This window comes from Halomonas sp. TH-94, from assembly GCF_057473365.1.
Genome location: NZ_JBYCKL010000110.1, coordinates 20,918 through 34,000, shown reverse-complemented (window position 1 = coordinate 34,000; position 13,083 = coordinate 20,918). Strand labels below are relative to the sequence as shown.

Here is a 13,083-nt window from a genome sequence, read left to right as displayed (position 1 = left end):
GGGCGCAGAAGGCTGTTCTGCCATAATCAAAATCTCCCGCTATTCACGCATGTTGATCAAACCGTGGCCCAGGCCACCGTAACGTCCCTGTGCTTGCCTCACTTCCCGATGCTCTATCGGTTCTTCGGGCACCACCCTTCAAGGTTCCTACGAGGAACATTCCATGTTGACCTCGTCTATGTAACCTTTTGTTTACCAATTGAAAAACGCCGTTTCAGGGCATCAGGAAACGGCGGGGGACCTTATAGCGTAAATTGTCGCGAGAGGACAGAATCCAGAACGTTCACTTCACGAAGCCGTACTGGTTACAGGCCCAGCAGGCGCCACGCCAACGGCAGGAAAAGGGCACTGAATACGCCGACCAGGCTCATGCCGAGCGAGGCGAAGGCACCGGCCTTGGGGCCGAGTTCGAAGGCGCGCACGATACCGATGGCATGGCCGTTCACGCCCAGCGCAAAGCCGAGAATGCGTTGGTCGGTGATCTTGAGCAGGCGCGCCAGAAGCGAGACGAAGATGGTGGTGAGTACGCCGGTGATGAGTAGGCCGCCCAGCATCAGCGAGAGCGAACCGCCGATCTGCTCCTGTATGCCCATGGCCAGCGGTGCAGTGACCGACTTGGGCGCCAGCGAGGCCAGTACCGCGGGCGGAGCGCCCAGCAGCCAGGCGATGAGCACGGCGTAGAAGGCCGCAAGCACAGCAGCCAGCGGCAGGCTGCAGAGGATAGGTTTCCACAGGGCGAAGATGTGTTGGCGCTGCTGATAAAGCGGCACCGCCAGCGCCACGGTGGCCGGGCCCAGCAGCAGCGTGAGCCAGGCGACGTTGCGCTGATAGTCGACGAAGTCGTAGCGCAGCAACCACAGGCCGGCTGCCGTGAACACGGCGCCGATCAGCACGGCCGGGCACCAGCTTGGCCGCCCCATGCGCTCGAACAGGGTCACTCCGCCGAGATAGGCCGCCAGGGTCAGCGCCACGGCAAGCGTGGGTGTGTTTATCAGCGAATCGTATAGCTCGTTCATGACTGCGGCTTCCGCTCGTCGCTGCTTGCGGCCTCCTTGGGCATGAAGCGCAGCATCAGCCATAGCGTGGTCAGCACGCTGAGGAAGGTGCCCACCCCCAGAGCGATCAGCACCGCCGTCCAGTGGCCGGCGAATTCGTCGATGACGAAGAACACTCCCACCACGCCGGGCATGATGAGCATGGCGAGTAACGGAAGCAGTGCCTGGCTTGCGGTGGCCACGCTCTCGTTGAGGCGACGCTTCACCAGCAGCCAGGCGAAAAGCAACAGCAGGCCCGCCATGGCGTGGGAAACAGGCAGTGACAACCACTCAACGACGGCGTGGCCAAGCAGTTGAAAAACGAGCAGCCACAGGAAACCACGCAACAGCTTCATGCCATCTCCGCCGCAGTGAAAGGGAGTACGAGTCGGCAATAAGATTAACACGCTATCGATCAGCTGTGAGGTCCCGGCTCTCCCCTGCTTGCCCACCAGGTCGATCCGAACGAAGGGCTACGAGCCGCATGCTCAACCGGACAGCCGTGAACTTTTGTAACGCGACTAAAGTCCAATCCGCGGGCAACAAAGCCTGACGCAGCCGAAGGGTGAACCAATGGAAGTGTCCAACAAAGAAGACGCCAAGCGTTTGGTAAAGCATCGCCTCTATCACGACGAGCTCCCACAGGAACATGAGGACCCGTTGGTCGGCCACCTTCATCGAATCATCCGATTCGCCGTCAAGGTACTGTCCGTACTGATGGTCGTGGTGATCATCTGGGGTGTGATCGATGTAGTCTACATGCTTTACACACGACTCATGACACCACCCTTCATGCTGTTTGAAGTAAGCGATATCTTCGCCATCTTCAGTGCCTTCATGGTGGTGCTGATCGCTATCGAGATCTTCATCAACATTCGGCTTTATCTGGGCACCAACATGCTGCCCATTCAGCTGGTGATCGCCACGGCGCTCATGGCGATTGCGCGAAAGGTCATCATCATGGATACCGAAACCGTCACGGCCATGGAGATCATAGCGATTGCAGCCGTCGTGCTGGCTTTGGGGGTAACCCACTGGCTGGTGACGCGAAGGCCCTGACCCCGGTTGGGCCAGCGCTGGGTAGGCCCGGTAATTCTGCCATGGGCCTACCCCGGCGCGGGGCGGCTCGACGCTCTCTCGACATACAACCAGGCGGGCATGCTGGCCCGCTTCAACCAAGGCAGCCTGGCCAGCACGGCGATGATCACCAGTGCGAAGACAAATCGCGCCCATAGCAGGCCGGAGAGATCCGCTCCCATCAGCATGATCAGCAGCGTGTCCTCGATCAGGCTGTGGCACAGGCCGAGGAAACAGAGCGTGAGCACGATGTCACGTGGGGTCAGGCTCCCCGAGCGCGCCTCGCGCAATAGCAGGCCGGCACCGAAGGTGAGCCCCAGGGTAATACCGATGACGGTGATGTTGGCTGCTGCCGGGCCGATGCCCAGCAGTCGCAGCAGCGGATAGAGCAGCTTATGAATCAGCCTCTCCACCCCCAGCCAACGCAGCAGCCTGAGCAGACTCATCAGCGAGAAGATCACCACGAAGATGGTGGCAAGCGTCGTGGCTTGCCCCTGCAGCCAGGCCATGAGCGTCGCATCCTGAACCGAGGGTTCCCACACCACTTTGTTGGCATGCTGAAGCCAGCCGCCCCACGAGTAGCTGAGATGCAGCAGCCAACCCAACAGCCAGGCACCGCCGACGCGTAGCAGCACGGTCAGCCACCAGGGCACGCCGGCCATGCGCGCCACGGCCCCCTCTATCGGCAGCGAGTGCCCCACTGCCATCAGCGCACCCAGCACCGTCACCTGCGCCACGGTCAGCGGTGTATCCCGCGTGACTTCGAAGAAGATGACCAGGCCGGTGTAGATGTTGGTCAGCAGTGTGGCGGCCCACACCACGCTCAGCGGCTCTGGCAGCCCCAGCGGCGCCATCAATGGCGCGAGCCATTGGCCAAGCAGCTCGGTCATGCCCAGCATTTCGAGTGCCTTCACGATCAACAGTGCCGGCACCATCACCTTGAGCAGGGTCCAATAGACCGTCCAGACCTCGCGCAACAGCTTGCCCATCGTGCCAAGCAGGCGGGCAGGAAGTCGTTGTGTCATGTGGGCGTCGTTCCGTAAGGGTCCAGCCGCTTACTTTACTCATGTATCGAACAAGGCGATGGCGTTCTTACCCTGAAACGGGAAGAATGTTGCTTTTTGTGGACCCCAGGGAAATTTCCTGCACATGGACAGACTCGACCTGAGGATTCTCGATCAGCTGCAGTGCGATGCCAGCCTGACCAATCAGGCATTGGCGGAGCGGGTCGGGCTTTCACCCTCGGCATGTTTGAAGCGTGTTCGCCGCCTTAAGGAGCAAGGCGTGATCCAGCGCGAAGTGGTGATCCTGGCGCCCGAAGCGCTAGGCGCCAACCTTCACATGGTGGTGGAAGTGACCATGACGCGAGACGACAAGGCGCTTTACGGCCGCTTCATCAAAGAGATGGAAGCCGCCCCCGAAGTCACCCAGTGCTATCAGGTCACGGGCGAGGTGGATTTCGTGCTGATCGTCAGCGTGGCCAACATGCAGTGCTACGATCGCTTCTGCGACCGCGTGCTGGATGCCTGCGACGGCGTGCACAAGTTCCGCACGCTGATATCGCGCAAGCGCACCAAGTTCGAGACGCGGCTATCGCTGGGTATCTAATTGATGGCCAAAGCGCTCTGCCCTACTCATCCTTGGGCCCGATCCATACGAAGGGGTTGTGAGCAACTTCCCAGAGGTAGCCATCCGGGTCGGAGAAATAGCCCGAATAGCCGCCCCAGGACACTTTCTGTCCGGGCTTGACCAGCTTGGCGCCAGCGGCGACCGCCTGCTCCAGCAGCTCGTCGACTTCCGCTTCGGAAGCCAGATTGTGCGCCAGCGCGATGCCGGAAAAACCGCTGCCCTCGGGTGAAACACCGGCATCCTCGGCTAGCGCTTCGCGGCCATAAAGGCCGAGCCAGGTCCCGTTCAGGGTGAAGAACGCCACCTCGGGAGGCGACTCCATGCGTGGCAGACCAAGCCCCTGTTCATAGAAGCGGATTGACGCGGCAAGCTCGCGAACACCAAGCGTGATCATGCTGATCCTGGGTTTCATGGAGCTCTCCCCTTTGTGTACGCCAAGCCGAATCATTTACTTACAGCGGCTACCTCGACCTCTCCTCGAACGGCCAGGTTCTTCTGTTGCCAGCGCGCTCGACGCATACGATAGAGGCGCACCGGTCGGCGATGAAACTCGAGCGTTTCGAAGCGGCCGAAGCCCACCTTTTGTGCCACTCGCAGCGACGCCTCATGGGTCGGCTCCACCAGCGCGACGATCGAATCGAACCGACGCTCGTCGAAAGCGTGCTCCAGCGTGGCAAGGGCGGCTTCGGTCGCCAGCCCCTTGCCCCAGTAAGGTTGGGCGAGACGGTAGCCCAAGCTCCACTCGGTGGTGTCATTCACCCATTCAGGGGAAACGCCACAGAAGCCGACGAAATCGCCGCCGTGCTTGTCCACTACCGCCAACGGTCCGGTGCGATGGTTGATGTAGCAATCGAAGGACCAATCGAGAAAAAGGCGCGTTGCCGTTTCATCGCAGGGGCCGCGCAGCGAATAGCGCATGACCTCGGGATCGGCCAGCATGTCTGCCAGCGCAGGGATATCGCCGTTGGATAATGGGCGCAGCCGCAGGCGCGGTGTTTGCAACTCGATCATCAGTGCCCTCCCTGGCGGCACACTGCGTACTTACTGTTCGCCTGAGCAGCCCTCGCTCCAGCGGCACAGCAGTGTTGAATGGAGTCCGTCCTCTCTCGCACTCCGAGCTTGGAAAAGTGTTCTATGGCGGGAGTATCGCACAATCCACCGTACATGGATTATGAAGGCGCCCCGCTGCAACGCAATGGTTTTGCACGTTTCGAGCAGCCCCCTGGCGCTCCCTTCGCTACGGGGGAATTCCTCCACCGCCAGGTCATCATTATAGATCTCACTGCGCTGTTGTTCGAATTTTGGCAGCTCATAGGCGGCGTCGCGTCAGCGGGACATCCGCTGGGCCTGCTGCCTCAGCACTTCGAACTCTTCCGCACTGACTTCATTGCGCTCGGCATCGAGGATCTGTCCGCCGATGGCGGCGATGGCTTGGGTGATGCGAATCAGGGTTTCGGGGTTGCGCGCCACGCTGCGCTTGTTGATGAAGTGAATCAGAATCGAGACACCGGCAACGGTAGGCTGGTCATCGCCTTCATGTATGGGCGGCAGCGTGCCTGGCGGCTGAGAGTTGGCAATGGTGAGTTTGTAGCCCGCCTGAGAGTCGCGGATGGTGTAGACGCCGAGCTTGGCGTCGTAATTGGCGTTGTGCTCCTTGAGCAGGCGAGAGAGGCGGCGGTTGGTGTCCAGCCCCGGCCACTCGAGGATGACGAACAGACACTGCTTGATCTCTTTTGTTGCCACGACCTGAAAACGGCGCATCGGCTCGGGATCCGGCGCAGGCTTCTTCTCCGGCATGGTGGGTGGCGGCGCGCTGGCCGCAGGTGGCGTATCGGCGGTCTTGAGTTGATTCGCCTTTTGCAGCCCGTCGCGCTGACGCCGTGTCTTGATGAATGCCACTAGACACAGCAGAGCCAGCACGAGTGCCACCCCTGCAACGACCAATACCAATATGACCGGATCCATCCTGCGTTCCTCGACCTTCACTGGCCCACGCGAGTTTCGCCCTTGTCACCTCAATGCACCTGACGGACAAAAGACGTGTAGCCACTTTGATTTTGGAACGAGATTACGCCGTTTTTCTGCTCATTGCACAACGTCTTCTCAACGCTGAACGGTACTTAGCCTCAAGACATGGCAGTGCCAGTCGCGCTCGCCACGCAGCTCTTCACTCTAACAGCCAACCGGGCATTTTTAGCGTTGAAGCATTTCTATGGCGGCGCGGCCCGGAAAACACCATGCTAGAAGTACCCAAAAACCGAAGAGGAGATCTGCCATCCAGAAGTGACACTGGCCGACAGTGAGCCGGACTGTCATGCCATGGAATGACGTGAAGGCCAGTGTTGTTGGTGCCGTCAACTCAGGAGAGCTGCCCCGATGGTACGACTCGACAAGAAAGCCAAGCGGCTGTACGTACTGGATACCAACGTCCTGCTGCATGACCCCGCTGCCCTGTATCAATTCGAGGAACACGAGGTGGTCATCCCCATGACCGTGCTCGAGGAACTCGACAAACTCAAGAACGGCCTGCGCGAGATCGCCCGCACCGCCCGCCAGGTCAGCCGCACTCTTTCGGACCTCACCCACCAAGTCACCTTCGACGAAATTCAGCAAGGCATACCGATCCCCCGCGCCGGCGGGTCGACCCTCGGCAAGCTCCGGTTTCTCTGCTATCCGGAACTCAAGCCGCTGGAAAACCTGGAGGAAAGCCCCGACAACGTACTCCTGGCGGAAACCTGCCGGCTACGCGACGAGCGTCACGACGCCTCGGTCATTCTGGTCACCAAGGACATCAACCTGCGGGTAAAGGCAGCCGCCCTGCACGTTCCTGTGGAGGACTACCTGACCGATCGCGCTTTCAGCGACAGCGATGTCATGCTCGAAGGGGTACGCATCTATCCCGACGGGGAAAGCAGCAACGGCCCCTGGGATCTGCTGGACGTCAATGTCGAGGTGGAACGCGTCGACCACCACCACTTCTATCGCCTGGAGGGCAAGATACCCAACGATTGGCACCTGGGCATGCTGGTTTCCGACAGCGAGAACGGGGCGAGTTTCGAGGCCATCGTTCGCGAGCTCACTCCCAGCCAGGCCCGGCTGCAGCTACTGACCAATTACCGGCACAAGGAGGGCGTTTGGGGCGTTCATGCCCACGACAGTCGCCAGAACTTCGCTCTCAACCTGCTGATGGACGACGACATCGACCTGGTCACCATCGCCGGCAGCGCCGGTACCGGCAAGACCTTCATGACGCTGGCGGCGGCATTTCAGCAAACGCTCGATGCCAAGCGTTTCGAACGCATCGTGTTCACCCGGGCACCGATTTCGATGAGCGAGGACATCGGCTTTCTGCCCGGCACCGAAGAGGAGAAGATGTCACCGTGGATGGGGGCCTTCCACGACAACATGGACAACCTGCTGCGCGACGAACATGACGGCAGTACCAGCTGGAGTCAGGACGCCACACGCAGCCTGATCGGCTCCCGGGTGCAGATTCGCGCCCCCGGGTTCATGCGTGGGCGCACCCTGAACGACACCTTCCTGATCATCGACGAGGCACAGAACTTCACCCCCAAGCAGCTCAAGACCCTGCTCACCCGCGCCGGAAGAAATACCAAGATCGTTTGCCTGGGCAATGTCGGCCAGATCGACACCCCCTATCTCACCGCCAACACGTGCGGCATGGCAGCGGTGGTGCAGCGTTTCAGCAACTGGCCCCATGCCGGCCATGTGACACTGCGTAGCGTGGAGCGCTCGCGCCTGGCCTTGGCCGGTGAAGAGTTGCTCTAGAACCGACCCTGACTTGGGAAACCGCATGCAGCCACCCGGGCCGAAGATATTCGCCCCGGGTGGTGGCTTCCCCGCCTACCGCCACTCAGCCATGTATCTGGCCCAGCCAGAGCCCCATCAGCAGTACCACCGCCACTGCCACCATGAGCGGCACGGCCAGGCGCCGAAAGTACAGCTCGAAGCGGGTCAATTCGCTCACCGCCGCGGTGAATCGTGCCTCCCATTCCAGCAGGCGTTCGCGCAGCCGCACGGCACGTCGCTCCCAGGCGTCACCGACGCCGTGCACCACGTTAAGTAGCTTGGTTGCCAGGCGCGCATACCACCACCAGAGGTCGCCCGGCAGCAGGCGCCGGGCGGCTCGCCACTCGCGCGTCACCCACCGCGAAGCGAGCAGCACCAGGCCTGCCAACCCCACGCCCAGCATGGCGGGCCACAGCAAACCCAGCCACTCCGTCAGCGGCGGCCACAGGGGCGTTTCCCCGACGAACGGCATCCACAGCGGCACGCTCACCGCGGCGGCGATGCAGCCAAGCCAGGCCAGCGGCATGGGCGCGTACCAGGGAATTCGGTAGGTGCCACGTTCACACCACTGTCGCCACAGAGCGCGACACATCAGTAAGGTAGTTCCCACTGCGGCTACGCTAAGCCAGGTGACCAAGGCTTCATGGCCGGCGTCGTAGAGCAGCGCTTTGAACGACCACTTGGTGGCCAAGCCGGATGTCATGGCCCCGGCCAACGACAGCGCCGGCAGCACGAGCAGTAGCCAAAGCAACCAGGCCGGCAACCTCGGCGGGTGCTCGCTGATGCCGACCCCGAGGAAAAGAGCGCCCTTGGTCAACCCATGGTGAACGGCGAACAGGGTGATGACCGTCAGTAACACCGGCCACAGAGGGGGAGCCACCATGCCGACCCCGAACAGCGTGGCGATCATGCCCAACTGGCTGACGCTGGAGTAGGCCAGCACCGCCTTGGGGTGACGCTGTACGACCCCATAGAGGGCCGCTGCCAGGGCCCCGGACAAGCCCAGAACGATGACGACCCTCCCCAGCGGCTCGAGCCCCTCGGCCCCCAGCGGCAGGGTACTGATCCAGCCGATCAGGCCGGCCTTGACCATGACCCCGCTGAGCACGGCACTGGCCGGCGTAGGGGCTACCGGGTGCGCCAGCGGCAGCCACACGTGAAGCCCGATGACCCCGGCCTTGACGCCGAAACCCAGCCACAGCAGCGCCGCCATCCAGGCGCCCTGCTCGGCCGTGGCGAGGCCGGCCCGCAGTTCGGTCAGCGTGAGCACCTGTACCGTTCCCGCCGACCACAGCAGACCGCCGAGAATCATCCCTTCACCGAGTACGGCCATGATCAGGTAGGCACGCCCGCCCAGGTGCGCATCGCGATGGCCGGCATGCACCACCAGGCCATAGGCGGCGAAAGTCATCACGGCAAAGCCCATGTAGAAGCTGGGAATGTCCTCGGCCAGCAGCAGCAGCAGGTTGCCGGCCAGGGTCAGCGGCCACAGCAGGGCGAACCCCAGCAGGCGACGGAAGGCGTCGACATCACCGGATTCGGCGGCCTGCTGCTCGCTGACCAGATACCCCCGGGCATAGAGACCGGCCAGAGCCCACAGCATGGCGCTGAACAACAGCCAGGGGCGGCGAACGTCCTCGAGCTGCCACCGCGCCCCCAGCAGCCAACCCTCCATCACCAGCAAGGCCTCTCCCGGCCACAGGGCCAGCAACAAGGCGGGTATGGGCGCCGAGACCCACCACCCATCGAGCAGCACGGGGCGTCGCCCGGGACGTTTCAGCCCCCCCTGTTCCATCGCCAACCACAGCAGCGTGCGCAGCATCAGCAGCAGCGGCCACAGCAGCGCCAGTACCAGCAGCAGCGGCGCCATCATGGCAGGTACTCCTCGGCGGTGACGAAGGTGGCCAGGTCCAGCGGACTGAAGGGCACCCCCGCCAGCAGGCCGACCATGACGCTGAACACGGCCGTGGCAACCGCCGGCCACAACAGCCAGCCACTGGTTTCGAAACGCCCCAGGCGGCGCTCGTCCGGCCACTCGCCAACGCCATGAGCCGGCCCGGGGCGGAACCACAGGCGATAGAGAATGGGCAGAAAATAGGCGGCATTGAGCAGGCTGCTGACCACCAGCACGGCGATTACCCAGGGCATGTTGGCCTGCACGGCCCCCATGCCCAGATACCACTTGCTGATGAAGCCGGCCACGGGCGGCAGCCCGATCATGCCCAGCGCCCCCACGGTGAAGGCGACGCTGGTCAGCGGCATGCGCCGCCCTGCCCCGTTGAGTTCGTCGATGCGGTGAATGCCGAGCTCCTCGGCATAGTTGCCGGCACAATAGAACAGGGTGACCTTCATCAGCCCCTGGTGCATCAGATGAACGAGCCCCGCCACCGTACCGAAGGGGCCGAACAGGCTGATGCCCAGCACGATGTAGGACACCTGACTGATGGTGGAATACGCCAGCCGCGGCTTGAGTTCCTGCTGTGCTAGCGCGCGTATCGAACCATACAGAATGGTGATGGTGGCGATCACCGCCAGCAGCGTGAGCAAACCAAGCTCATAGGTCAGCGAAATGCCGTAGACGTCGTATACCAGCCTTACGATGCCGAAGGCCCCCGCCTTCACCACTGCCACCGCATGCAGCAGCGCACTCACCGGCGCCGGCGCCACCATGGCCCGCGGCAACCAGCCATGCAGCGGCACCAGCGCAGCCTTGACCCCCAGCCCTACGAGCAAAATCAGGAACAGCACCGTCAGCAGGCCATGCGCATCGGGGCCGAGATCGGCCAGCATCTCGCGTTCGCCGAAGGTGACGTCTCCCACCATGACGTGCAGCGCCACCACGCCCAGCAGCAGCATCAAGCCCCCGGTCAGGGTGTAGCGCAGGTAGGTGGTGCCGGCATCCAATGCCTTGGTATGCCCCCGGTGCACCACCAAGGGATAAGTGGAGAGCGTCAGCAGCTCGTAGAAAAGCAGGAAGGTGAACAGATTGCCGGCCAGGGCGATGCCGACGGTACTGGCCACGCACAGACTGAAGAAGCCGAAGAAACGCTTGCGGTTGGGCGAATCCTCCAGGTAACCGATGGCATACACGGTGGTGGCCAGCCACAACAGCGAGGAGAGACCGGCAAACATCAGGCCCAGCGCGTCCACCTGCAGCAGGAAAGTCACGCCCTGTACCACGGTGAAGCTGAAATGAAAGCTTTCCCCCTGGTAGAGCCCCCACACCATCAGGGCCACCAACAGCACCTTCAGCAACGCGGCGCCCAGGTTGAGGATGGTACGCGCCCCCCAGGCACGCTCGGGCAGCGCAAATATCAGCGGCACCACCAGCAGCGAGGTGGCCAGCGTCACCAGCGGCAGCCAGGCGTGACTCATGGACCACCTCCCGCTGGGCGCAGCAGCGACAGCGGCCATTCCGCCACCAGCCCCAGCAGCAGCGACGAGAGCGCCAGTAGCAGCGCGAAAAGCTCCATGCTCCACGGCACCCGGCGATAGTCGAGCGGTTCGGCATCCTCGACGAAGGAGTAGCGAAACACCCGAAACACATAGGCGCCACTCAGCAACGTCCCCAGTGCCAGGGCCGCCATCCAGGGCCAGTAACCCGCCTCGAGCGAGGCGTGCAGCAGCAGCCACTTGGCGGTGAAGCCGGCGCTAGGGGGCAGCCCGATCAAGCTGATGGCGGCAATACCGAAGCTGAGCAGGGAGAGCGGCATGCGCCGGCTGGCACCGGCGAGGCCTTGCACGTGAGACTCTCCGGTGGAGAAGATCAGATTGCCTACGGCCAGGAACATACCGGCCTTGGCCAAGCTGTGGGCCGCCAGCTGCAGCCAGGTGCCCTCCCAGGCCACCTCCACCACGGACGGCTCCGACCCGATCAGCAGCGAGAAGCCCAGCAGTAGGTAGCCGAGCTGCGACACCGTGGACCAGGCCACCACATCCTTGAGCTTGACGGCTCGCCACGCCAGAAGACCGCCCCAGACCACGGCCGAGGCGCCCATGCCACCTACCAGCCAGGCAGCGATTCGTGCGTTGGGTACCAGTACCAGCCACAGCTGCAGCGCGATGAAGAACGAGCCCTTGACCACCAGCGCGGCGTGCAGGGCGCTCACCGGCGTCCACGCCGAACCATGCACCGGCGCCAGCCAGGCGTGCAGCGGGAAAGCCGCAGCCTTGAGCAGTAGGCCCGAACTGAGAAGCGCCACCGCCACCCACAGCACGATTCCCGGTTCGGCGGCTTGCGCCAGGCCTGCCAGGTCGAGTCGTGCCCAGGCACCCAGCAGCAGCGATACCCCGAGCAAGAAAGCCAGCGATCCCACCAGCGCGAGGAGCAGGTAGCGCATACCGGCAGCCAGGGCATCCACCCGGCCGGGCAGCAGCATGAGGCCCACTGCGGCAAGCCCCATCAGTTCGAGGCCCACATACAGCGAGAGAAAATCGCCGGCCAACCAGATCAGCGACAGGCTGGACAGCAGCAGGCCTTGCAGCGGCCATAGCCACACCTGGCCGCCGTGTCTGCCGATTTCCGCGCGAAGGTAGGCCGGCGCATAGGCGGCACTGGCCAGGGAGACGACCTGGGTGAGCAGCAAAAGCAGTAACGTCAGGCCATTGGCACGCCAATGCAGCGTCAGGGCTCCCAGCTCGATGAGCCACGCTTGCCCGCCCGCGGCGAGAACCTGGTGTGCCAATAGCGCTAGCGTCGCTATCGGTAGCAGAGAGAGCAACGCCACCGGCCAGCTGTGTTGCGGCCGCCATAGCGCCGCCAGCACACCCATCACCAGGGGGGCGGCGAGCAACGACAGAACGGCGCCCAAGTCGCCGGATTCAGAGGAAGCAGGTATCAGAAGACCCAGCCTTTCGATCATCCGCTACCCTGCTCTGCGAGGTTAACGGATGCACCACGGCTGGCATCGAGGCCGTTGAGACGGCGGATCAGCAGCGACCCCAGGGCCGTACCCAGCAAGGCCACCACGAGTCCGGTAATCACCAGGCCATGCCCGGCAGCGGGCGTGGTGTCGCGTACCAGCGCCATCAGAATGAGGAAAATCCCGGTGCCAATCACATTGAATGCCAGGAGCCGGCGCAGCAGATGGCGATGCAGTGCAAACGCCCATAGCCCGAGGAAAATCAGGCCCAACCCACCCAGTCGCTGCGGGCCAGGCACCTGGCCGAAGTCAGCCAATGCCATGACCAGCATGATCACCACTGCCACTGCCGGCAGCAGCCGCAGCAGCCCTCGCCGCCAGGTGAGCGGTAGCGGGTCGCGCCAGCGCGAAAGCCGCCCTCTGGGCTCGACGGCACCGGGCCTGACGCCCAAGCTATAGAAAAGAAAGGAACCGGTGAGCGCCGCGCCAAACACCACTTCCAGCAGTGCTAGCCACAAGAAACCTTGGCTGAGCCAGGTGAGCGCCACGCCCAGTGCAAATGCCACGAACCAGGAGCAAGCTCGCACCAACTGGCGGTCTACCAGCGCCAGCGCAGCCAGCGCCACTACAGTCAATGCGAGCAGGACATCCAGGAACGGCGGCATGGCCCT

Annotated in this window: 13 protein-coding genes; 3 read left to right on the top strand and 10 right to left on the bottom strand. The window is 63.0% G+C overall.

What is annotated here, in order from left to right; all coding sequences use genetic code 11:
- Nucleotides 1-305 precede the first annotated feature (305 nt).
- On the bottom strand, nucleotides 306-1,016 hold the full coding sequence (locus AC2VNO_RS18770; RefSeq protein ID WP_486935557.1) for an LrgB family protein: 711 nt from the start codon (nucleotides 1,014-1,016) through the stop codon (nucleotides 306-308).
- Nucleotides 1,013-1,390, bottom strand: coding sequence for a CidA/LrgA family protein (locus AC2VNO_RS18765; protein ID WP_486935556.1), 378 nt, complete (start codon nucleotides 1,388-1,390; stop codon nucleotides 1,013-1,015). Before AC2VNO_RS18765 ends, AC2VNO_RS18770 begins: the two co-directional genes overlap by 4 nt.
- A 217-nt stretch (nucleotides 1,391-1,607) precedes the next feature.
- Here AC2VNO_RS18765 and AC2VNO_RS18760 point away from each other — a divergent pair, with 217 nt between their 5' ends.
- Nucleotides 1,608-2,093 (top strand): phosphate-starvation-inducible PsiE family protein, encoded by a 486-nt coding sequence (locus AC2VNO_RS18760; protein WP_486935555.1) that lies wholly within the window; start codon nucleotides 1,608-1,610, stop codon nucleotides 2,091-2,093.
- Nucleotides 2,094-2,140: 47 nt separating this feature from the next.
- Here AC2VNO_RS18760 and AC2VNO_RS18755 read toward each other — a convergent pair whose 3' ends face one another.
- Nucleotides 2,141-3,136, bottom strand: a complete 996-nt coding sequence (locus AC2VNO_RS18755; RefSeq protein ID WP_486935554.1) for a nucleoside recognition domain-containing protein — start codon at nucleotides 3,134-3,136, stop codon at nucleotides 2,141-2,143.
- A 124-nt stretch (nucleotides 3,137-3,260) separates the two neighbouring features.
- Here AC2VNO_RS18755 and AC2VNO_RS18750 point away from each other — a divergent pair, with 124 nt between their 5' ends.
- Complete coding sequence (locus AC2VNO_RS18750) at nucleotides 3,261-3,719, top strand: Lrp/AsnC family transcriptional regulator (protein WP_486935553.1); 459 nt, start codon at nucleotides 3,261-3,263, stop codon at nucleotides 3,717-3,719.
- 22 nt (nucleotides 3,720-3,741) lie between these two features.
- Here AC2VNO_RS18750 and AC2VNO_RS18745 read toward each other — a convergent pair whose 3' ends face one another.
- From AC2VNO_RS18745 to AC2VNO_RS18735, 3 genes are all read right to left on the bottom strand, one after another.
- Nucleotides 3,742-4,152 (bottom strand): VOC family protein, encoded by a 411-nt coding sequence (locus AC2VNO_RS18745; RefSeq protein ID WP_486935552.1) that lies wholly within the window; start codon nucleotides 4,150-4,152, stop codon nucleotides 3,742-3,744.
- A 32-nt stretch (nucleotides 4,153-4,184) separates the two neighbouring features.
- The gene (locus AC2VNO_RS18740) at nucleotides 4,185-4,751 is read right to left on the bottom strand and encodes a GNAT family N-acetyltransferase (protein WP_486935551.1); all 567 of its coding nucleotides are present in this window, start codon (nucleotides 4,749-4,751) and stop codon (nucleotides 4,185-4,187) included.
- Nucleotides 4,752-5,066: 315 nt separating this feature from the next.
- The gene (locus tag AC2VNO_RS18735; RefSeq protein ID WP_486935550.1) at nucleotides 5,067-5,705 is read right to left on the bottom strand and encodes a cell division protein ZipA C-terminal FtsZ-binding domain-containing protein; all 639 of its coding nucleotides are present in this window, start codon (nucleotides 5,703-5,705) and stop codon (nucleotides 5,067-5,069) included.
- Nucleotides 5,706-6,116: 411 nt separating this feature from the next.
- On the opposite strand from AC2VNO_RS18735, the gene AC2VNO_RS18730 reads away from it, so the two are divergent.
- Nucleotides 6,117-7,529: a PhoH family protein gene (locus tag AC2VNO_RS18730; protein WP_486935549.1), complete on the top strand. Its 1,413-nt coding sequence runs from the start codon at nucleotides 6,117-6,119 to the stop codon at nucleotides 7,527-7,529.
- Between the two features lie 85 nt (nucleotides 7,530-7,614).
- On the opposite strand, the gene AC2VNO_RS18725 is transcribed toward AC2VNO_RS18730, so the two are convergent.
- Genes AC2VNO_RS18725 through AC2VNO_RS18710 form a run of 4 tightly spaced genes read right to left on the bottom strand, consistent with a single transcriptional unit; the run spans nucleotide 7,615 to nucleotide 13,077 of the window.
- The gene (locus tag AC2VNO_RS18725) at nucleotides 7,615-9,423 is read right to left on the bottom strand and encodes a complex I subunit 5 family protein (protein WP_486935548.1); all 1,809 of its coding nucleotides are present in this window, start codon (nucleotides 9,421-9,423) and stop codon (nucleotides 7,615-7,617) included.
- Entirely contained in the window at nucleotides 9,420-10,925 is a 1,506-nt protein-coding gene (locus tag AC2VNO_RS18720; RefSeq protein WP_486935547.1) for a proton-conducting transporter transmembrane domain-containing protein, read from the bottom strand. Before AC2VNO_RS18720 ends, AC2VNO_RS18725 begins: the two co-directional genes overlap by 4 nt.
- Nucleotides 10,922-12,412, bottom strand: a complete 1,491-nt coding sequence (locus AC2VNO_RS18715) for a complex I subunit 5 family protein (RefSeq protein WP_486935546.1) — start codon at nucleotides 12,410-12,412, stop codon at nucleotides 10,922-10,924. The genes AC2VNO_RS18720 and AC2VNO_RS18715 overlap by 4 nt, the downstream gene beginning before the upstream one ends.
- Nucleotides 12,409-13,077: an NADH-quinone oxidoreductase subunit K gene (locus AC2VNO_RS18710; RefSeq protein ID WP_486935545.1), complete on the bottom strand. Its 669-nt coding sequence runs from the start codon at nucleotides 13,075-13,077 to the stop codon at nucleotides 12,409-12,411. The genes AC2VNO_RS18715 and AC2VNO_RS18710 overlap by 4 nt, the downstream gene beginning before the upstream one ends.
- Nucleotides 13,078-13,083: the final 6 nt, after the last annotated feature.